Source organism: Streptomyces sp. NPDC051315 (assembly GCF_044455165.1).
In the GTDB taxonomy this organism is placed as follows: Bacteria; Actinomycetota; Actinomycetes; order Streptomycetales; family Streptomycetaceae; genus Streptomyces.
Window position 1 is genome coordinate 35,975 of the sequence record NZ_JBITEN010000008.1, and the last position, 18,895, is coordinate 54,869.

General features: G+C 73.6%; 18 protein-coding genes. 8 read left to right on the plus strand and 10 right to left on the minus strand.

From position 1 onward, the window contains the following. Positions 1 to 221: 221 nt before the first annotated feature. Complete coding sequence (gene rho / locus ACIBBD_RS16885; protein WP_399420167.1) at positions 222 to 1,364, minus strand: transcription termination factor Rho; 1,143 nt, start codon at positions 1,362 to 1,364, stop codon at positions 222 to 224. A 459-nt stretch (positions 1,365 to 1,823) separates the two neighbouring features. Between rho and ACIBBD_RS16890 the strand changes: the two genes are divergently transcribed. Continuing rightward, positions 1,824 to 2,723 (plus strand): hypothetical protein, encoded by a 900-nt coding sequence (locus tag ACIBBD_RS16890; protein ID WP_399420168.1) that lies wholly within the window; start codon positions 1,824 to 1,826, stop codon positions 2,721 to 2,723. Positions 2,724 to 2,828: 105 nt separating this feature from the next. Here the strand turns inward: ACIBBD_RS16890 and ACIBBD_RS16895 are convergent, their stop codons facing one another. Continuing rightward, positions 2,829 to 3,227, minus strand: a complete 399-nt coding sequence (locus tag ACIBBD_RS16895; RefSeq protein WP_399420169.1) for a nuclear transport factor 2 family protein — start codon at positions 3,225 to 3,227, stop codon at positions 2,829 to 2,831. A 70-nt stretch (positions 3,228 to 3,297) separates the two neighbouring features. Between ACIBBD_RS16895 and ACIBBD_RS16900 the strand changes: the two genes are divergently transcribed. After that, a complete protein-coding gene (locus ACIBBD_RS16900) occupies positions 3,298 to 3,870 on the plus strand; it encodes a PadR family transcriptional regulator (RefSeq protein WP_399420170.1) in 573 nt (190 codons plus the stop codon). A gap of 10 nt (positions 3,871 to 3,880) precedes the next feature. Then, complete coding sequence (locus ACIBBD_RS16905; protein ID WP_399420171.1) at positions 3,881 to 4,606, plus strand: class I SAM-dependent methyltransferase; 726 nt, start codon at positions 3,881 to 3,883, stop codon at positions 4,604 to 4,606. 46 nt (positions 4,607 to 4,652) lie between these two features. Here the strand turns inward: ACIBBD_RS16905 and ACIBBD_RS16910 are convergent, their stop codons facing one another. The 6 genes from ACIBBD_RS16910 to ACIBBD_RS16935 all read right to left on the minus strand — a co-directional run bounded on the left by ACIBBD_RS16910 (position 4,653) and on the right by ACIBBD_RS16935 (position 9,936). Then, positions 4,653 to 5,432, minus strand: a complete 780-nt coding sequence (locus ACIBBD_RS16910; RefSeq protein ID WP_399420172.1) for a GntR family transcriptional regulator — start codon at positions 5,430 to 5,432, stop codon at positions 4,653 to 4,655. Between the two features lie 123 nt (positions 5,433 to 5,555). Beyond that, positions 5,556 to 6,722, minus strand: a complete 1,167-nt coding sequence (locus ACIBBD_RS16915; RefSeq protein WP_399420173.1) for a serine hydrolase domain-containing protein — start codon at positions 6,720 to 6,722, stop codon at positions 5,556 to 5,558. A gap of 99 nt (positions 6,723 to 6,821) precedes the next feature. Further along, positions 6,822 to 7,790, minus strand: a complete 969-nt coding sequence (locus ACIBBD_RS16920) for an acetylxylan esterase (protein WP_399420174.1) — start codon at positions 7,788 to 7,790, stop codon at positions 6,822 to 6,824. Between the two features lie 112 nt (positions 7,791 to 7,902). Beyond that, positions 7,903 to 8,487: a hypothetical protein gene (locus tag ACIBBD_RS16925; protein WP_399420175.1), complete on the minus strand. Its 585-nt coding sequence runs from the start codon at positions 8,485 to 8,487 to the stop codon at positions 7,903 to 7,905. A gap of 95 nt (positions 8,488 to 8,582) precedes the next feature. Next, positions 8,583 to 9,338 carry a ferredoxin reductase gene (locus ACIBBD_RS16930; protein ID WP_399420176.1) on the minus strand — a complete coding sequence of 252 codons (756 nt, stop codon included), beginning with the start codon at positions 9,336 to 9,338 and terminating at the stop codon, positions 8,583 to 8,585. Then, complete coding sequence (locus tag ACIBBD_RS16935; protein ID WP_399420177.1) at positions 9,331 to 9,936, minus strand: sulfite oxidase-like oxidoreductase; 606 nt, start codon at positions 9,934 to 9,936, stop codon at positions 9,331 to 9,333. The genes ACIBBD_RS16930 and ACIBBD_RS16935 overlap by 8 nt, the downstream gene beginning before the upstream one ends. A gap of 438 nt (positions 9,937 to 10,374) precedes the next feature. Here ACIBBD_RS16935 and ACIBBD_RS16940 point away from each other — a divergent pair, with 438 nt between their 5' ends. Continuing rightward, the gene (locus tag ACIBBD_RS16940) at positions 10,375 to 11,091 is read left to right on the plus strand and encodes a GNAT family N-acetyltransferase (RefSeq protein ID WP_399420457.1); all 717 of its coding nucleotides are present in this window, start codon (positions 10,375 to 10,377) and stop codon (positions 11,089 to 11,091) included. Between the two features lie 24 nt (positions 11,092 to 11,115). Here ACIBBD_RS16940 and ACIBBD_RS16945 read toward each other — a convergent pair whose 3' ends face one another. Next, entirely contained in the window at positions 11,116 to 11,559 is a 444-nt protein-coding gene (locus ACIBBD_RS16945; protein ID WP_399420178.1) for a MarR family winged helix-turn-helix transcriptional regulator, read from the minus strand. 250 nt (positions 11,560 to 11,809) lie between these two features. Here ACIBBD_RS16945 and ACIBBD_RS16950 point away from each other — a divergent pair, with 250 nt between their 5' ends. Next, positions 11,810 to 12,676 carry a putative protein N(5)-glutamine methyltransferase gene (locus ACIBBD_RS16950; RefSeq protein WP_399420179.1) on the plus strand — a complete coding sequence of 289 codons (867 nt, stop codon included), beginning with the start codon at positions 11,810 to 11,812 and terminating at the stop codon, positions 12,674 to 12,676. Between the two features lie 303 nt (positions 12,677 to 12,979). On the opposite strand, the gene ACIBBD_RS16955 is transcribed toward ACIBBD_RS16950, so the two are convergent. After that, positions 12,980 to 15,040 carry a SpoIIE family protein phosphatase gene (locus ACIBBD_RS16955; RefSeq protein WP_399420181.1) on the minus strand — a complete coding sequence of 687 codons (2,061 nt, stop codon included), beginning with the start codon at positions 15,038 to 15,040 and terminating at the stop codon, positions 12,980 to 12,982. Between the two features lie 241 nt (positions 15,041 to 15,281). On the opposite strand from ACIBBD_RS16955, the gene ACIBBD_RS16960 reads away from it, so the two are divergent. The 3 genes from ACIBBD_RS16960 to ACIBBD_RS16970 all read left to right on the plus strand — a co-directional run bounded on the left by ACIBBD_RS16960 (position 15,282) and on the right by ACIBBD_RS16970 (position 18,868). Continuing rightward, positions 15,282 to 16,175 carry a hypothetical protein gene (locus tag ACIBBD_RS16960; protein ID WP_399420182.1) on the plus strand — a complete coding sequence of 298 codons (894 nt, stop codon included), beginning with the start codon at positions 15,282 to 15,284 and terminating at the stop codon, positions 16,173 to 16,175. Between the two features lie 125 nt (positions 16,176 to 16,300). Further along, positions 16,301 to 16,669, plus strand: coding sequence for a hypothetical protein (locus ACIBBD_RS16965; RefSeq protein WP_399420183.1), 369 nt, complete (start codon positions 16,301 to 16,303; stop codon positions 16,667 to 16,669). Between the two features lie 183 nt (positions 16,670 to 16,852). Continuing rightward, entirely contained in the window at positions 16,853 to 18,868 is a 2,016-nt protein-coding gene (locus ACIBBD_RS16970) for an FAD-dependent oxidoreductase (protein ID WP_399420184.1), read from the plus strand. Positions 18,869 to 18,895 lie beyond the last annotated feature (27 nt).

Below are 18,895 nucleotides of genomic sequence, written 5' to 3' on the forward strand. Positions count from 1 at the left end.
TGATCAACGTAGGAACGAACCCGGCCTTCTCCCCGCCTGTCCGTGCGGAACACCCCGTGCGTGCACCCGGATGCCGCACGCCGCGTGCCCGAGGGGCGGCAGGACGGGTGCCCGGGGGACCGCGGGCCGCGTGCCCGTGGGGGCCCCTCCCGCCCGCGTGTCCGTGAGGCCCGCCGACCGCGTGCCCGTGGGCTCCACGCCGGTGTTCCCGGCGGTGGGTCCTAGGCGGCCGGCAGTGTCGGCTGGATGCGGCGCAGGAACGTGGCGTTGTCCGGCGTCTGCCGCATCCGCTCCAGCAGCGTCTCCAGGTTCCCCTGACCGTCCCGGGTCTGCAGCGCACGGCGCAGTCCGCGCAGGGTGGTCAACTCGTCGGGGGAGAGGAGGAGTTCCTCACGGCGGGTGCCGGAGGCGTTGATGTCGACGGCGGGGAAGACCCGGCGGGAGGCCGGTTCCCGGTCGAGGCGGAGCTCCATGTTGCCGGTGCCCTTCAGCTCCTCGAAGAAGAATTCGTCGGCCCGGGAGCCGGTTTCGACCAGGGCGGTGGCGAGAACCGTGAGGGAACCGCCCTCCTCGGCGGCCCGCGCGGCGCCGAAGAACCGCTTCGGCCCGATCAGCGCGGTGGCGTCGACACCGCCGCTGAGGGTGCGGCCCCCGGCGGCGGCCGCGTTGTTGTGCGCCCGGCACAGCCGGGTCAGCGAGTCGAGCAGGATCACGACGTCCTCGCCCGCCTCGACGAGCCGCTTGGCCCGCTCGACGACGAGTTCGGCCAGGGCGATGTGCTGCCTGGGGGCCTGGTCGAAGGTCGAGGCGTACACCTCGCCGCGCACGGAGCGCCGCATGTCGGTGACCTCCTCCGGGCGTTCGTCGAGCAGCACCACCATCAGCCGGGCCTCGGGGTGGTTGCCGGCGACCGCGGCGGCGATCTGCTGGAGCAGCACGGTCTTGCCCGTCTTGGGCGGGGCGACGAGCAGCCCGCGCTGGCCCTTGCCGACGGGAGCGAGCAGGTCGGTGACCCGTCCGGCGAGCCCGGCCGCGGGGTGTTCGAGGCGGAGCCGCTCGTGAGGGTGCAGGGGCGTCAGGTCGCGGAAGTGACGGCGGCCGTGCAGATCCTCCGGTGTGCGGCCGTTGACGCGTGCCACGTCGGCGAGCGCGCGCCGGCCGTCGCCGGTGCCTTCGACGAAGTCGCCCTTGCGCAGGCCGAGTCGGCGGATCAGCGCCGGCGGGACCGTGAGGTCGGTGGCGGAGGGCAGGCAGTGCCCGGCCCGCAGGTGCCCCTTCCCGTTGCCGTCGATGTCGAGGACACCGGTGACGAGCTGGGCCGGGGGCTGCCGGCGGACAGGGGGGTGTTCGAGCGTGGTGGTCATGGTGGTGGTCCTTTCGAGGACGGAGGGCATGAGGCATGCGGAAGGAAGGGGGGAGAAGCGCGACGGGAGGGACGGGAACGCGTGCCTCCGACGGCGGGGAGCATCACCTCGGGGAGCGGAGAAGTCCTGCTCACGAGGGGTGCGGGAGAGCTGACGCACCGCCGTGCCGGGCGGGCGGGCGGGTCAGCGAACTGAAGGAGAACTGGCATCGGCGCCGGCAACCGGGCGTACACAGATGCTGACGTCAGCGTAGCACTCGGTGTGCGGCCCTGGCTATGGGACGCGTGACTCGTGCCGGGTGAACGCGGCGAGGACCGCGTCCATTCCCGACGGGCGGCCGCCGCGCCGAGGAGGCCGGGGCCGAGCCGCCCGCTGTCAGGTTCACCCCAGATGTCCCCAGACCATAACGATCCCTGACGACAAGGGACTTGACCGCCATCGTTGCCGTATCTTCACGTCATGTCCACGCCGCCAAAGCCTCCGCAGCAGCCCGAGCAGCCGTCCGAGGCGCCCGCCCAGCCGAGCGCGTACCCGTATCCGCATCCGCAGTCGCCGGGCTCCCACGAGACCGCCGGGTTCCCTCCGTCGTCACCCGCGTCCCCGCAGGGCCAGCAGGCCTTCTACGCCCAGCCCACTCTGGCGGGTCAGCCGGGCCTGCCCCAGCCGGCCAATCCGTACCTCCAGCAGGCTCCGTACGGCCCCGCGGCCGTCCCGCCGGCCGGCGGCGGGACCGGCGGGGCCGGACGGGCGGTCCTGTGGGTGGTCGTCGGCGCGCTGGTGGCGTCCGCCGCGTGGGCGGCCGGTGTCTTCCTGATCGGCGGCGCGGAAGCCGACGCGGACCTGCGTGGTTACACGGCGCCGGCGAACCTGTGCACCGTCGCGGACTACTCGTCGTTCCAGGACGAGTACCCGGAGGACGACAGTTCCCCGAGCCACAACGAACTCCAGGACCCCGCCCTCGACGAGAGCTACTGCAGCCTCAGTCTGAAGAAGTCGGGTTCGACCTACTCGGACGCCTACCTCTCCATCGAGGTGGGCCTGCACAAGGAGACGGACCCCGGGCCGGAGTTCACCGCCAGGTGGAGGAACTACGGTGAGAGCCGCTCGGGTTACGAGGTGGACACCGTCACGGGCATCGGTGACGAGGCCTACCTCGTCAGCGAGGACACCACCGACAGCTCCGACAGCGGCTCCATGGACGCCACCCTCGCCGTACGGGACGGCTGGGTGACGTACACGATGAACTACAGCGTCTACCTCTCCTCGTACGACGAGGACGACGACCCGCCGACGCTGGACCAGGTCGGCGACTGGCTGAAGACGGACACCAGGGCCACTTTGAAGGCGCTCGGGAACTGACGTCGGCGTGATGCCGCCCTGCCCGCTCCGTGCGGGACGGGCATCGGCCTGTCGGTGGGGATGGCCGCCCCGCGTGGGGAGCGGCTCGCGCGCGGCCCGGGCGGATCAGGCCGCCCGGGTCTGCGCGTCCTTCACGATCTCCTCGAACCGCTCCCCCATCGCCGCCGCCAGCGCCTGCGCACCCGACAACGGCCGCACCATGACGGTCAGTTCGTCGATGAGACCGTCCCCGTTCAGGTGGATGAAGTCGCAGCCGGTCAGCTTCCGCTCGCCCACCCGGGCGGTGAACACCAGCGCGTGGTCGCGGCCGTCCGCGCCGGTCAGCTCCCTGTCGTACCGGAAGTCCTCGAAGACCTGCGACACGGCCCGCAGGACGGCCGCGGTGATCGCCTTGCCCGCGTACGGCGTGAACGCGACCGGACTGGTGAACACCACGTCCTCGGCCAGCAGGGCCTCCACGGCGCCGAGGTCGCCGGCCTCCACCGCCGCACGGAACGCGCGCATCGGATCACCTCATATTCAAATAATTGAGTAGGTGTCGATGAGAATAATCACCGGCCCGTACCATGTCCACATGTCCCTCAAGTACGCCGTTCTGGCAGCCCTCCTGGAGGGCGAGGCCTCGGGCTACGAGCTGTCCAAGATCTTCGACGTCTCCCTCGCGAACTTCTGGCCCGCGACCCCGCAGCAGCTCTACCGGGAGCTGGAGCGGCTCGCGGGGGACGGTCTGATCCAGGCGCGCGTCGTGCAGCAGGAGCGCCGGCCCACCAAGCGGATGTTCACGCTCACCGAGGCCGGCCGCGAGGACCTGCGCGCCTTCGCCGCCGCCCCGCCCCGCAAGCCCACCGCCATCCGCGACGAACTCCTCATCAAGATCCAGGCCATGGACGGCGTGGACCCCGCGGTGACGCGAGCGCAGATCGAGGAACGCATGAGCTGGGCACGCGGCAAACTCACCCGTTACGAGCGGGTGCGCGAACGGCTCCTCGACGGCCGGACCGAGGACGACTACCTGCGCGAGGCCGACCGGATCGGCCCCTACCTCACCCTGATGGGCGGCATCGCCTTCGAGGAGGAGAACCTGCGCTGGTGCGTACGCGTCCTCGCGCTGCTGGAGCGCCGTACCCCCGTCGTCCGGCGGGGATAGGCTGACCGGGATGTTCAGCCCCGAAGGCCCCACCCTGCGCGAGCTCGCCGTCCAGGCGCTGTCCTCCGTCGAGCGCGGCTACGACCTGCTCGCGCCGAAGTTCGACCACACGCCCTTCCGCACCCCCGACTCCGTCCTGGACGCGGTGACCTCGGCCCTGCGCCGCACGGGCCCGTACGACGACGGACTCGACCTGTGCTGCGGCACCGGCGCCGGCGTCGACGTACTGACGACGGTCTGCCGACGCAGCGTCACCGGCGTCGACTTCAGCGCGGGCATGCTCGACGTGGCCCGCGAGCGCACCCGGCCGGCGGGCCCGCGGGTGTCCTGGGTCCGCGCGGACGCCCGCGCCCTGCCGTTCACGGCCGCCTTCGACCTCGTCGTCAGCTTCGGCGCGTTCGGGCACTTCCTGCCGCGCGAACTACCGGGACTCTTCGCGCAGGTGCACGGGGTGCTGCGACCCGGCGGCCGCTTCGCGTTCCCCGTGCTCGCACCGCCGTGTCCGTCGTCCCCGGCCTTCTGGATGCTGCTCGGCTTCGACGCCGTCATGCGGGTGCGCAACGCCCTGTGGAGGCCGCCGTTCGTGATGTACTACCGGGCCTTCCGGCTCGGCGAGGTGCGCCGGGAGCTCGAGCGGGCCGGGTTCCGTGTGGACCTCCACGTCCTGCCCGAGTTCGGCACCAGGAGCGACGGAAGTCCACGCGTCCGGATGGTCGAGGCGCGCCGCGTGCGCTGACCGGCCGGCGGCGGACCGGGCGCGTGGACCGGGCGCGTGGACCGGCTCAGAGCGCACGGCTGGGGACCCACCGCGCGGCGTCCGGGACGGCGCGCGGCCCGTCCGCCGCCGGGAGCGTGAACGCGTAGACCAGTTCCTCCTGGTGGGCGTCCATCACCAGCTCGGTGATCTCCAGCGGCCGTGCGTACTGGTCGTGCACCCGCCGCGTCACCCGCAGCGATCGGGCGTCGTCGTCGAGGGTGAGGGAGTCCCGGTGGTGCAGCGTCATGCCCGCCCGGCGCATCCAGTCGTACGCCCGGCGCAGCTGGGGGCATCCGGCGGTGCCGGCGCGGTCGCGGTAGCGGGCGAGTTCCGGCACCTCGGCGAGGGCGACCGCGGAGAACGACGTCACGGCCGTGCGCAGCCCGCGTCCGTCGGCTCCGGTGGACCGGTAGCGGTGGACCAGCGTCGGGCGGTACGGGGCGAGCCCGAGCGCCTCGGCGTGCCGCGGCGGGGGCGGCTCCCAGCCGACCGCGGTCCGTTCCACCGCCGTGGGGTCGTCCGCGGCCCGGACGCCCAGCGGGAAGGCGAGGAAGGACAGCGTGCCGACCGGCGTCCCGGGCAGGGACGCGTGCGTGCCGCGCCGGTCGGTCGCGACCAGCCCGTCCCGGCGCAGCACCTCCAGCGCCTGCCGGACGGTCACCCGGCTGACGCCGAAGTGCTCCGCCAACTGCCGTTCGCCGGGCAGGCGTTCACCGGGCGGGATGGTGCCGTCGCGCAGTTCGCCGAGCAACTCCTTCGCTATCCGCCAGTACATGGGCCGGTCGTCGGGGGTGGTGCGGGCCATGCCGCGCGCCTCCTGGGGGTGCGTGCCGTGCGGGCTTGTGCGCCACCAGATCTAGCATTGGTCTAAACCACCAGGGAAGGGCGGGTGGCCCGATCGGCCGAAACCGGACCGGCCCGCCGCCCCTCACAGCGCGCTGTACACGGCCTCCACCAGCGCCATTTTCCGGGGATCGTCCGCGATGCCCGGCCCCATGCGGTTCATCACGTAGCCCAGCGAGACCCCCGCCTCCGGATCGGCGAGGCCGCAGGAGCCGCCGAAGCCGTCGTGTCCGAAAGCCCGCGGGTTCGGCCCGTACGAGCCGTTCGGGCCGCTGAGCCACAGGCCGAGCCCGATCTCCGTGTCGTGCGCGAAGCCGGCGCCCAGCACCAGGTCCCGGCAGCTGCCCTGCCCCTCGCGCACCCGCTCGGCCGCCTCCGCGGACAGGACCCGGTGGCCGCCGTGGGAGCCCCGGCCGGCGAGGACGCCGTACAGCGCGGCGACGGCCCGCGCGGTGCCGTGCCCGTTCGCGGCCGGGACCTCGGCGGCTCGCCATCCGGGCGAGTTGGCCTCCTCGGCGCCCACCGGGGGATTGGCCAGCGCGGCGATGGCGGCGGGCGTCAACCGGCTGAAGAACGCCGCCCGTTCACTGCTCGACGCGGCCGGCGGACGGATCAGCTCGGCCGCCCGCCCGGCCTCCTTCTCGGGCAGCCCGATGGTGAAGTCGATGTCGAGCGGGCCCGTCACCTCCCGCTCCAGGAAGGCGCCGGGCAGCAGACCCGACACGCGCCGCACGACCTCGCCGACGAGGAAGCCGTACGTGAACGCGTGGTAACCCGACCGTGTGCCCGGCTCCCACCAGGGCTCCGTCGCCGCCAGGCGCGCGGTCGTCGACTCCCAGTCGTACAGCTGCTCCAGGGTGTGCGGTTCGCGCAGACCGGACAGGCCCGCGCGGTGCGACAGCAGATGCCGCACGAGGACCCGCTCCTTGCCCGCCGCCGCGAACTCGGGCCAGTACGCGGCGACCGGCGCGTCCAGGTCGAGCAGCCCCCGGTCGGCCAGGATGTGCGCGCACAGCGCCACCGGCCCCTTCGACGTCGACCACACGTTGACCAGCGTGTCCCGCTCCCACGCGCGGGTGCGCGCCCGGTCGGCCCAGCCGCCCCACAGATCGGCCACGGTCACGCCGTCGACCACCACGGCCACCGCCGCGCCCAGCTCACCCCGCTCCCGGAAGTTCTCCTCGAACGCGGACCGCACGGCGGCGAACCGCGCGTCGCAGTGGCCGTGAACCTGGGGCACGTGCTCGGACATGGGCCCTCCGTGATCCGTCGGAAGCCCGGACCACGACCGCGCGGTCCGGGCCCCCTGAACGTACCGACCGGTCGGACCAGTGGGAAGGCCGAGGGTGCCTCAGACGTACGACCTCAGCCAGCGCAGCTTGGCCGCCTCGTGGTAGGGGCCGCCGCCCTCGTGGTCGTTGAAGTCGTACACCTCGATCGCCTTCTCCGCGTGCGCCCACGCGTTGAAGGCCGCGAACACCGTCGACGGCGGGCAGGTCTGGTCCTCCAGGGCCACCGAGAAGAGCGTGGGCGCCGAGGCGCGCGAGGCGAAGTGCACGCCGTCGAAGTACGACAGGGTGCGCAGCGCGTCCTGCGTGCGGCCGCGGTGCGTCTTGAGGAACAGGCCGATCTCCCGGTACGGATGCCGGTCCGTCAGTGTCGCCGCGCGCGGGAAGTCGCACAGGAACGGCACGTCCGGGGCGACCCCCAGCAGGTCCGGCACCAGGCCGCCCACGGCGATGCTGATGCCGCCGCCCTGGCTCGCGCCGGTCACCACCGTGCGCGCCGCGTCGGCCAGCGGATGCGAGCGGGCCGCCTCGACGGCGCGCACCGCGTCGGTGAACACCCGGCGGTAGTAGTAGTTCTCGGGCGCGTCGATACCGCGCGTCATGAACCCGGGGTACGCCGGCGCGCCGCCCACCGGGTCGGCGGTGGCGCCCCCGCCGCCCCAGGCGCTGCCCTGGCCGCGGGTGTCCATGATGAAGTGCGCACGGCCCGTCGACGCCCACAGCAGGTGCTCGTGCGGCAGACCGCGGCCACCGCCGTAGCCGACGAACTCCACGACCAGCGGCAGCGGTTCCTCGGCTCCGGCGGGCAGCGTCAGCCAGGCCTTCACGGGATGCCCGCCGAACCCGGCGAACGTCACGTCGTACACCCGCACGGTGGCCAGCCCCGTGTCCACGGGCTCGAAGCGCGCGTCGAGTTCGTGGTCGCGGGCCTCCTGGAGGGTCTTCGACCAGAACGCGTCGAAGTCCTCCGGCTCGGTGGACGCGCTGCGGTACTCGTGGAGCTCCTCGAGGGAGAGGTCGAACAGGGCCATGAACAACCGCCTTTTGTAAAGTGGCCGAACGAATGATCACACCGTACGTGGGCAGGGGGAACGCCCGCCAGACCTCACTGCGGCCACCTCTCCGCGGGGGCGCCCACGGCGCTCACGCGCTGCGCCGGCTCCACTCGGGACCCGTGCGCGCCCACTCCCGGCCCCATTCGTCCAGCCGGCGCCGCAGCGCCACCCGCCGGACCACCGTGTGCCCGAGCAGCACCAGGGCCGCCGTGCCGCCCGCCGTGGCCACCCCCAGGGTGAGGGTGTGCTGCCACACCGCCGTGCCGTCCGCCGGCGGGCCGACGCCGCGGCCCCGCGCGTCGAACCACACGTCGACCACCTCACCCTGCCGTGTGCCCGCCGGGACCCGCGCGGTGGCGGTCCGCGTGCCCTGTCCCGGCTCCGTCCAGCGCACCGCGACCCGGTAGGAGTCGTCCCGGCCGCCCTGCACCGTCGCCAGGGCGTCGGCCGGCCGGCCGACGACCTCGGCCCGCACCCGCTGCCGTTCCGCCCGCTGCTCCGCCGCCGTCGCCCGCGCGTCGTCGTGGGCCCACCGGCCGGCCACCGCCCCCGCCAGGGGCGCGCCCACCAGCAGCAGCACGGCCACCACCAGCGCCGTCCAGGCCTCCACCACGTCCGACCGGCGCCGCAGCGGATTCCGCCGCTGTCCCCGGCCGCGCACCCGGTTTCGCATGTCGACCTCCTCGCCGTCACGCGGACGAGTGCCCACAGCGAGCGGATACCCCCTCCGGGCGAGATCCCTCATCGCGCCGGCCGACGGGCGCGACGTCAGCCGAACCGCTCGATCCGGATCCGGTCCACCGGCTGCCCCGCCGCCACCAGCAGCCGCGAGGCGTGCTCGGCGAACGCGTTGGACCCGCACACGTACGCCTCCCAGCCGCCCGCCGGCTCCTCGGCGAGCAGCGGCGCCAGCCGGGCGGCCGTCAGCCGGCCCACGGGAACCCCCTCAGGGGCGCTCCGGGTGAACACGGTCGTCGTCTCCGCGCCGTACTCCCGGGCGTAGATCAGCTCCTCGGGGCTGCGGGCGGACACCAGCAGCCGCAACGGCACCGCGAGGCCGCGCGCCCGGTGGTGGCGGACCATCGACATCAGCGGGACGACCCCGGAGCCGGCGCCGATCAGCAGCGCCGGCCGGTCGCCCGGCCAGGCGAAGAAACCGCTGAGCGGGCCGCGCACCTCGACCTCGTCGCCCGGCTCGGCCACGGTGTGGAACCAGCCGGAGACCTCGCCGCCGTCCACGTGGTCCAGGGTCAGCTCGATGTGCCCCGAGTCGTCGGGCGCGGACGCGATCGAGTAGTGCCGCTGGGCCCTGTAGCCGTCCTCGGCGGTCAGCCGCAGCATCAGGTGCTGCCCCGGCAGATGTCCCGCCCACGCGGGCACCGCGAACCGGAAGGTGGCCGCCCGCGGTGTCTCACGGCGGATCTCCGTGAGCGTGGCCGTCTGCCACACCCCCGCGGCGAGGTCGCTCACGGCGATGCGGCCCGGCACGGCGAACCGGGCCGGGGGAGTGAAGGTCTCAGTCACCGGAGTACCTCTGCTCCTCCCAGGGGTTGCCGCGCGCGTGGTAGCCGTTCTGCTCCCAGAAGCCGGGCTCGTCGTGGTCGAGGAGACGCAGGCCCGCGATCCACTTGGCGCTCTTCCAGAAGTACAGGTGGGGCACGACCAGCCGCGCCGGACCGCCGTGCTCGGGGGTGAGCGGCTCGCCGTCGTACGCGAAGGCGATCCAGGCGCGTCCGCCGGTCAGGTCCGCGAGCGGCAGACCGGTGGTGTACCCGGTGTGGGAGTAGGCGACGGCGTGGGTCGCGGAGGTGTGCGGCCGGACCGCGTCCAGGAAGGCGTCCAGCGACACGCCCCCGAACCGCACCCCGAACTTCGACCAGCCGGTCACGCAGTGGATGTCGCCCTCGTAGGCGGAGGCGGGCAGCGCGTGCGCCTGCTCCCAGGTCCAGGCACGGGGCGCCTCCACCAGCCCGTCGACCCGGAAGGTCCAGTCGGCCGGCGCGAGGTCGGGGGTGACCTCGGCGGACAGTACGGGCCAGTCGTCGCCCGCGTCGTACTGACCGGGCGGCAGTCCCGGATGGTGGACGCGCGGGCGTCCGGTGAAGCCTCGGGTGACGTTCATGCGGTTCCAGCGTGAGGGTCGGCGACGGTGTGCTCCGTCAACCGTACGTGCAAGCCGGCGGTGCCCCGGACCCGGGCCGCCCAGGATCATTAAGCCCGTATGAACTCTCCCGCGCCCCGGGAATAGCCGCCCTTCACTCCCTCCTTGCAGGTGTCGTTCGTGCAGGTTGTCGTTGCCGCCGGCGGCCCCGCCGACGGCGAAGGAGAGTGGGAGCACATGCCGAAGGCGTACGTCTTCACCCGGTACGGCGGTCCGGAGCCCGAGGCTCTCGTCGACGCGGACCGGCCCGGCGGGTCCGCGCCGGAGCCCGAGCCCATGGCCGAGCCCGCCTCCGCCTCCGCGTCCGAACCCGCGCCTGCCCCCGACCCCGCCTCCCCGGCCGCGCCCGCACCCTCGCGCAGGTCCCGCTTCGCCTCCGCGTCGCCCGCACGGCCCGACGTGCCCCACGTTCTCGACAACCCCGCCCTCGCCTCCCTGAGCGGCCCGCACGCGCGCTTCGCCGAGCGGCGGGGCCGGGTGCTGCGCTACCCCGTCGACGTGTCCCCCTGGCTGGCCCTGCCCGACGAGCCGGACGCCGAGGACTGGGCGGACCTCGCCGCGCTGGCGGGGCCGGGCGCGGAGGTGCCGCTGCCCGGGTTCCGGGGCGAGGTTCCCGCCGGCTGGGAGATCACCTTCCGGGCCGAGGGCGTACAACTCGTCGATGAGGGACTGGACGCCGCGCCGGATCCGGAGGCGGTCCGCCTGGGCCCCGCCGACGTCCCCGAGATGCTCGACCTGGTCGCCCGCACCCGGCCCGGCCCCTTCGAACGCCGCACCATAGAACTCGGCACCTACCTCGGCATCCGCCGTGACGGCGTCCTCGTCGCCATGGCCGGCGAGCGCCTCCACCCCCCGGGCTGGACCGAGATCAGCGCCGTCTGCACCGACCCCGCCTTCCGGGGCGGGGGACTCGCCTCCCGCCTGGTCCTCGCCGTCGCCCACGGCATCCGCGAACGCGGCGAAACCCCCTTCCTCCACACCGGTGCCGCCAACACCCACGCCGTCCGCCTCTACGAGTCGCTGGGCTTCCGCCTGCGCCGCAGGACGGCGTTCCTGTCGGCCCGGGCCCCGGAGCGGCTGGGGGAGGGCCGGAGGACGGCGGCGCCGGTGGGGTAGCGGGGCGCCGGCGAGGTCCGCTCCTCAGCCGGCGTCCGAAGCCGGCCCCGTACCCCACGCGTTGTACCGCACCAGATACTCCGCGAACCGCTCCAGGTCCTCCCGGGGCCACCGCGCGAGCCGCTCGCGGAAGGCGGCGCGGCGGCTCTCGGTGACCTGGGCGAGGACGCGGCGGCCGGCGTCCGTGAGGTGGAGGACCTGGACACGGTGGTCCCGCGGGTCCTGGCTCCGTTCGATCAGGCCGGCCCGCTCCAGCGCGGCCACCTGCCGGCTGACGGTGGACTTGTCCAGCGCGTAGTGCGCGGCCAGGTCCGTGGCCCGGCAGCCGCCGCTCTCCTCGAGGTGGCCGAGCAGGGTGTACGACACGAGCGACAGCTCGGGGTGCAACCGGCCCGCCGAGGCACGGGCACGCCGGGCGAAGGTCGTCATCTCGCGCTGGATGGTCTCCACGGCCTGCGCTGCTTCCACCGGGACCTCCTTCGCTCTCCTGGTTGTACGGTACAACCAGGAGGGCGGGGTCCGGCTGGACGGCTTTCCCGTCCGCCCGTTGGGGTAGGGTGGCCGTCCGGCTGCGGAGGTCCCCAGCCGTGTGCGACCGAGGGGGTGAGACCCATTACCGCTGTGTCAGGTCGGGTGCTCTCCCCTCGAAACGGCGCGGACCGCCGCCGGTAGGCGACCGTGAGAGCGCCCTTCGGCTCCCGAAAGGCTCTCGGCTTCCATGCCCCCACTGTCTCCCTCCTCGTCTCCTGCCTCCCCTTCCTCTCCGTCGTCCCCCTCCCGTGACGCGGTCGTCACGGCGCTGCGCGCCGCGGGGTGCGTCTTCGCGGAGGACGAGGCGCAGCTGATCCTGGCCGCCGCCCGCACACCGGTGGAGCTCGCCGTCCTGGTGGAGCGCCGCGTCACCGGCCTCCCCCTCGAACTCGTCGTCGGCTGGGCCGAGTTCCACGGCCTGCGCGTCGCCGTCGAACCGGGTGTCTTCGTGCCCCGCCGCCGCACGGAGTTCCTCGTGACCCAGGCCCTCGCCCAGGCCCCGCACGCGTCCGTCGTGGTGGACCTGTGCTGCGGATCCGGCGCGGTCGGCGCGGCGCTCGCCACGGCCCTCGGGCGGGTCGAGCTGCACGCCGCCGACATCGACCCGGCCGCGGTGCGCTGTGCCCGCCGCAATGTCGTCGCACTCGGCGGGCACGTCCACACGGGCGATCTGTTCGAGGCGCTTCCGGTCCGGTTGCGCGGCCGCGTCGACATCCTGGCCGCCAACGTGCCGTACGTCCCCACCGGCGAGGTCCCGCTGCTGCCCGCGGAGGCACGCGACCACGAGCCCCTCGCCGCCCTCGACGGCGGCGCCGACGGACTCGACGTGCTGCGCCGGGTGGCCGCCGGGGCGGTGCACTGGCTCGCGCCCGGCGGCTGCCTCCTCGTGGAGACGAGTGAGCGTCAGACACCGGCCGCCGTCGAGGCGTTCACCCGCGGCGGACTGTCGACGCGGGTGGCGGTGGACGAGGAGCTGTACGCCCACGTGGTGGTCGGTACCAGGGAAGCGGAGGAGGAAGCGCCAGGGAGACGGGGAACCCCTCCCGCTCGGTGACGACGGCTCGCGGTACTCCTCACCGGCCCGTTCCCAAGAGCGCCTCGCGGACAGGTCCTTGCCGCCGAGCACGGCGGGCAGGGGTGCGTACGTCGTCGAGGACGACGGCGCGGCTCGCCGGGCGTTCCGGGGTGCGGCGCACGGCTGTCCGTCGTGCGGCGAGGCGGCCGGCGTGCGCGCCGGATCCGGGCCGCACCTGGGTGAGCGCGACGCCCGAAGTGAAACGGAGGCAGCATCCGGCCAGCTCGGCACCCCCGCTCCGCCGACACCTGGACGGCATTCGAAGCGGGGTGCACGGCGTCGTCAGGCCCGGGCCCGCGCCACGAGCAGGGCCACGTCGTCGTGGTTGTCGGGGTGGTGCAGCGCGCTCAGGAGCAGGTCGCACATCTCCTCCAGCGGGCGCGCCGGGTCGTCCAGCAGAGCGAGCAGCGCGTCCAGGCGCTCGTCCAGGGAGTGCCACCGTGTCTCGACCAACCCGTCCGTGTAGAGCACCAGTTGGTCGCCGACGGCGAAGTCGACGTCGGTCGAGGAGAACGCCACCCCGCCCACCCCCAGGGGCACCCCGGTGGGCAGGTCGAGCAGTTCCGGTGGACGTCCGGGGCGCACGTGCGCGGGCGGCAGGTGTCCGGCGTTGGCGATCCGGCACCGGCCCAGGGCGGGGTCGTGGACGACGTACACGCAGGTGGCGATGGAGTGGTCCAGGCCCGAGGTGATCCGGTCGAGGTGCTCCAGCAGCACCGCCGGGTCGAGGTCCAGGGAGGCCAGGGTGGTGGTCGCGGTGCGCAGCCGGCCCATGGTGGCGGCGGCGTCGATGCCGCTGCCCATCACGTCACCCACGACGAGGGCGGTCTTGCCGCCGTCCAGCGGGATGACGTCGAACCAGTCGCCGCCCACCTCGGTGGTGGCTCCGGCGGGCTGGTAGCGAGAGGCCACCTCCAGTCCTCCGGTGACCGGCGGATGGCTCGGCAGCAGGCTGCGCTGGAGGGTGAGCGCGGTGGTCCGGGCGTTCTGGTACCAGCGGGCGTTGTCGATCTGCACGGCCGCGCGGGCGGCCAGCTCGCGGGCGAGCAGCAGGTCGTCCCGGCTGAAGGGCACGGGGTTGCGGGTCCGTCTGAGGTCCAGGGCGCCGAGCACCTCTCCCCGGGCGATGAGCGGGACCGCCAGGTACGAGTGGACGCCCGCCCGTTCCAGCAGCCCGGCCGCCTCCGAGGAGCGGGCGATACGGGCCAGGTCGTCGTCCTTGACCCGCGTCACCATGACCGGCCGGCCGGTGCGCACGCACTCCGTCACGAAGCGGTCGGGGGCGTAGCGGGTGACCTGTCCGGGCGAGTCGGCGGCATCGAGGGCGTCCGGTCCGTCGGCGGCCCGGACGGCCAGCGCGCGGATCACGGCCGGTTCGGCGGGCCCGAGGCTGGTGCGCCGGCCCGCGACCACGGCGTCGAGCAGGTCCACGGTGGCGACGTCGGCCAGCTCCGGCACGGCGACCTCGGCCAGCTCCCGCGCGGTCTGCTCCAGGTCCAGGGTGGTCCCGATCCGTGCGGAGGCGTCGGCGATCAGGGCCAGGCGGCGGCGCGCGGCCTCCGCCTCGATGCCCGACCGGTACTGCTCGGTGACGTCGAGGACCGAGAGGGCCACCCCCAGCACGGTGCCGCGGGTGTCCTCCAGCCGGTACAGCGACACCGACCAGGCGTGATCCTCGTCGGGGTCCGCGGGGGTGCGGCCGACGGCGGACCGGTCGACGAGGGGCACACCGGTCCGCAGCACCTCGCGGGCGGCCGACTCCAGCGCCTCCGTGTCCAGCAGGGGGAGCACGTCGCGGACCGTGCGGCCCACGTGCTCCTGCGCGGGGACGCCGTTGATCCGCTCCAGCGCGGGGTTGACCGTGACGTAGCGCAGACGGGTGTCGAGGACGGCGAGGCCGATGGGGGACTGCGTGACCATCCGCGTGGACAGGGCCACGTCCCGCTCCAGCCGGCGCACCGTGGACTGGTCGGCGGCCAGGCCCAGGGCGTAGACGTCGCCCCGGTCGTCCACCAGCCGCATGTTGCGGAACTCCACCAGCCGCGTGCTGCCGTCCTTGCGCCGGATGGGGAAGGCGCCCGCCCAGCTGCGGCCGGTCGACATGACGTCGGCGAACAGTTTCACGACCAGCTCGAAGTGGCGCTCGTGCACCATCACGTGTGCCGCGTACCGGCCCAGCGCCTCCCGCGCCGAGTAGCCGAACAACTCCTCCGCCTGCGGGCTCCACAGGACGATCCGTCCGTCGGTGTCGAGCACCACCGAGGCCACGTTCAGCACGTCCAGCAGCCCGCTGGGTCCGGTCGGGCCGCTCGCCTCGGCCGCGATCGATCCGTCTGCACTCATGCCACGTACCACCTCCGAGGTCGTCGCGGCACGCCGTCCCCCGTGCCGACTCCCCTTGTTCTCCCGCGCACAACCGCTTCTCCCGCGCCTGGTGCACCGTCTTCCATGCTCCTCCAGTACGGCGCAGCCCGCCGTTCTCCTCACGGTCCGCACCTGTCCATTCCTTTGGCTTGTACATGACGATCAGGGGCGGCCAGACTGTCGGCCGAGCGCGCACCCACCCCCCTCCCGGAGGAGACCCATGCCCCTGCGCCCTGCCCGCAGACCCCGTCGCGCGGCGCGTGCCGCCCGCGCCGCCCTGGTTGCGCTGGTCACCGCGACGGCCGCGGCCCTCGGGGCCGCACCGCCCGCCGCGGCCGCCGACACCTGGACCGAGGCCGGCTTCGACCGCGCCGACCCGCTGACCGAGAGTCAGGGCCTCACCTCGGTCGAGATCCCGGCCAACAGCGCCAACCGCTACACGGGCATCGGCACCATCCCCCTCGGCCTGAGCGTGCGCGGCTGGAACCACGTCGGAGACCCGGACGCCTCCTACGACGGCCACTACATCGAGCCCTACCAGCGCGACTCGGGCACCGCGAAGATGTTCCGGGTGCAGGCGCCCGGCGGCACCTGGTCGGAGTACGTCCACACGCTGAGCTCCGGTGAGGCCCTCAACAACTCCTGGGTGGCGATCGCGCCCGGCGGCCAGTGGATGCTGGCGGGCGAGTGGGGCACCATGACCCGGCTGCTGGTCTTCCCCACCCCCGGCGTCAACCCGAGCACCTCGCCCTCGGCGAACCTGCCGCAGGTCTCCACCGTCCGCCTCGACCACGCCGTGCGCGACGTCCAGGGCTGCGACTTCACCGGCCCGACCACCCTCCTGTGCTCATCCGACGACCCGGCGGGCACCCTCTTCGGCATCACCAAGCCCCTCCTCCAGGTCGACCTGTCCGCCGAACCGGGCGGCACCTCCGACGTGACCGGCCATGTCACGGCCCTGCGCCAGCTCCCGCTGCGCAGCTCCTGCTCGGGCACGTTCGAGACGGAGGGCGTCGACTACGACCGCCGTAGCGGCACCCTGCGGGTGATCGTGCTCTCGCCGGGCTTCTGCGTGGTGACGGACAGCAGGACGTACCGCCTCACGCGCGGGTGACATCCGTCCCGGGCGGGCGCCCCGCAGGTGGTGCCCGCCCGGAAAAGTGGTGCTTTTCTTGGGATGTGACGCGGTTCGCGGGGAACCCGCGCTATCGCGTCACCGCCATGAGAGGAGCGATCACGATGGACCGCGAGCGATCGCACGAGGAGTCCGTCTCCGTCGAGATCAGCGGCTGCAGCAAGGAGGACGCCCGGATCGTGTTCGACGCGCTGTGCGCGTGCTTCGAGTCCGACCGCTGCGCCGAGGACGTCCCCGAGCAACTCCACGACACCCGTCCGATGGTGTGGCTCGGCACCTTCGAGGTCACCGACGCCCACGAGCCTCCGGCTCCCGCCCGGCTCTCGTCCTCCGTCGAGGCCGACGCGCAGGGCAGCTACTGGGCCATCGAGCGGCTGCGTTCGACCCTGGACTCCCTGTTCACCGTGCGCGACCTCTCCTCGGCCTCGGGGGACCAGGAGAGGGAACTGCACGTCCTGCTCGAAAGCCGGTGACGACGGACACGGGCCGACAGGCGGCGGGGCGGGCCCCCACCACGACGGCATGAGCCGGTGACGACGGCACAGAGCCGCCGTGACCTGCGGCACAGACCCTCCGGCTCATTGTGCAACTAGTTGCATAATCCGTGCGCGGTCCTCTAGAACTACTGGGGACGACACCGCGCACGGAGGCCTGCCATGAGCCCTTACCCGCACCTGCTGAGCCCGCTGGACCTGGGCTTCACCACGCTGCCCAACCGCGTCCTGATGGGCTCGATGCACGTCGGCCTGGAGGAGGCCGAGCGCGGCTTCGAGCGCATGGCGGAGTTCTACGCCGCCCGCGCGCGCGGGGGAGTGGGCCTGATCGTCACCGGCGGCATCGCCCCCAACGACGAGGGACGCCCGTACGAGGGCGGGGCGAAGCTCACCACCGACGCGGAGGCCGAACAGCACCGGACGATCACCGAGGCCGTGCACCGCGAGGGCGGCCGCATCGCCCTGCAGATCCTGCACTTCGGCCGCTACGCCTACCACCGCGACCTGGTCGCCCCCAGCCCGCTCCAGGCCCCGATCAGCCCCTTCCCGCCGCGCGAGCTGACCGACGCCGACATCGAGCGCACCATCGACGACTACGCCCGCGCCGCCCGTCTCGCCCGGCAGGCCGGCTACGACGGCGTCGAGATCATGGGCTCCGAGGGCTACCTCATCAACGAGTTCATCGCCGCGCCCACCAACCGGCGCACCGACCGCTGGGGCGGATCGTACGAGAACCGCATGCGCTTCCCCGTGGAGATCGTCCGGCGGGTGCGCGAGGCGGTCGGCGAGGACTTCATCGTCATCTACCGGCTGTCGATGCTGGACCTGGTGCCCGGCGGCTCGACGCTCGACGAGGTCGTCACCCTCGCGAAGGCCGTCGAGGAGGCGGGGGCGACCCTCATCAACACCGGCATCGGCTGGCACGAGGCCCGCATCCCCACCATCGCCACCTCCGTGCCGCGCGGCGCCTACACCTGGGTGACGAAGCGGCTCATGGGCGCGGTGTCCGTCCCGCTCGTCACCACCAACCGCATCAACACCCCCGAACTCGCCGAGCGGTTGATCGCCGACGGCTGCGCGGACATGGTGTCGATGGCCCGCCCGATGCTCGCCGACCCCGACTTCGTCGCCAAGGCCGCGGCCGGCACGCCCGAGGCCATCAACACCTGCATCGGCTGCAACCAGGCCTGCCTCGACCACACCTTCAGCGGGCAGATCACCTCCTGCCTGGTCAACCCGCGCGCCTGCCACGAGACCGAGCTGGTCCTCTCCCCGACCCGGCGGCGCAAGCGCGTGGCGGTCGTCGGAGCCGGACCGGCGGGCCTCGCGTGCGCGGTGTCGGCGGCCGAACGCGGCCACGAGGTCACGCTGTTCGACGCCGCCGGCGAGATCGGCGGCCAGCTCAACGTCGCCCGCCGGGTCCCCGGCAAGCAGGAGTTCGACGAGACGCTGCGCTACTTCCGCCACCAGCTCGACGCGCACGGCGTGGACGTACGGCTGAACACGCCCGTCGGGGCGGCGGACCTGACCGGCTACGACGAGGTCGTCGTCGCCACCGGCGTCACCCCCCGCACCCCCGACATCCCCGGCGTCGACCACCCGAGCGTCGTCGGCTACCTCGACGTCCTGCGCGACGGCGCCCCGGTCGGCGACCGCGTCGCCATCCTCGGCGCGGGCGGCATCGGCTTCGACGTCGCCGAGTTCCTCACCGACGGCGGAGACAAGGCGAGCGAGGACCCGGCGACGTACTTCCGCCACTGGGGCGTCGACATGGACTACGCGGCGCCCGGCGGCCTCGCCGCGCCGGAACGCCCCGCCCCGCCGCGCACCGTGCACCTGCTCCAGCGCAAGACGACCAAGGTCGGCGCCGGCCTCGGCAAGACCACCGGCTGGATCCACCGCACCGAGCTCAAGCACCGGGGGGTGACGATGGTCCCGGGCGTGCGCTACGACCGAATCGACGACGCCGGACTGCACGTCACCGTCGGCGAGGAGAGCACGGTCCTGGAGGTCGACACCATCGTGCTGTGCACCGGCCAGGACCCGCGCCGGGACCTGTACGAGGAGCTGGTCGCCGCCGGTGTGAACGCCCACCTCATCGGCGGCGCCGACGTGGCCGCCGAACTGGACGCCAAGCGGGCCATCAAGCAGGGAACCGAGCTGGCGGCGGCGCTGTAGGCCCCGCCGGACGCGTCCCTAGGATGA

Coding starts and splice junctions, on each gene's coding strand:
- rho (WP_399420167.1), bottom strand. CDS start 1,364: ATGACCACCACGCTCGAACACCCCCCTGTCCGCCGGCAGCCCCCGGCC.
- ACIBBD_RS16890 (WP_399420168.1), top strand. CDS start 1,824: ATGTCCACGCCGCCAAAGCCTCCGCAGCAGCCCGAGCAGCCGTCCGAG.
- ACIBBD_RS16895 (WP_399420169.1), bottom strand. CDS start 3,227: ATGCGCGCGTTCCGTGCGGCGGTGGAGGCCGGCGACCTCGGCGCCGTG.
- ACIBBD_RS16900 (WP_399420170.1), top strand. CDS start 3,298: ATGTCCCTCAAGTACGCCGTTCTGGCAGCCCTCCTGGAGGGCGAGGCC.
- ACIBBD_RS16905 (WP_399420171.1), top strand. CDS start 3,881: ATGTTCAGCCCCGAAGGCCCCACCCTGCGCGAGCTCGCCGTCCAGGCG.
- ACIBBD_RS16910 (WP_399420172.1), bottom strand. CDS start 5,432: ATGGCCCGCACCACCCCCGACGACCGGCCCATGTACTGGCGGATAGCG.
- ACIBBD_RS16915 (WP_399420173.1), bottom strand. CDS start 6,722: ATGTCCGAGCACGTGCCCCAGGTTCACGGCCACTGCGACGCGCGGTTC.
- ACIBBD_RS16920 (WP_399420174.1), bottom strand. CDS start 7,790: ATGGCCCTGTTCGACCTCTCCCTCGAGGAGCTCCACGAGTACCGCAGC.
- ACIBBD_RS16925 (WP_399420175.1), bottom strand. CDS start 8,487: ATGCGAAACCGGGTGCGCGGCCGGGGACAGCGGCGGAATCCGCTGCGG.
- ACIBBD_RS16935 (WP_399420177.1), bottom strand. CDS start 9,936: ATGAACGTCACCCGAGGCTTCACCGGACGCCCGCGCGTCCACCATCCG.
- ACIBBD_RS16950 (WP_399420179.1), top strand. CDS start 11,810: ATGCCCCCACTGTCTCCCTCCTCGTCTCCTGCCTCCCCTTCCTCTCCG.
- ACIBBD_RS16955 (WP_399420181.1), bottom strand. CDS start 15,040: ATGAGTGCAGACGGATCGATCGCGGCCGAGGCGAGCGGCCCGACCGGA.
- ACIBBD_RS16960 (WP_399420182.1), top strand. CDS start 15,282: ATGCCCCTGCGCCCTGCCCGCAGACCCCGTCGCGCGGCGCGTGCCGCC.
- ACIBBD_RS16965 (WP_399420183.1), top strand. CDS start 16,301: ATGGACCGCGAGCGATCGCACGAGGAGTCCGTCTCCGTCGAGATCAGC.
- ACIBBD_RS16970 (WP_399420184.1), top strand. CDS start 16,853: ATGAGCCCTTACCCGCACCTGCTGAGCCCGCTGGACCTGGGCTTCACC.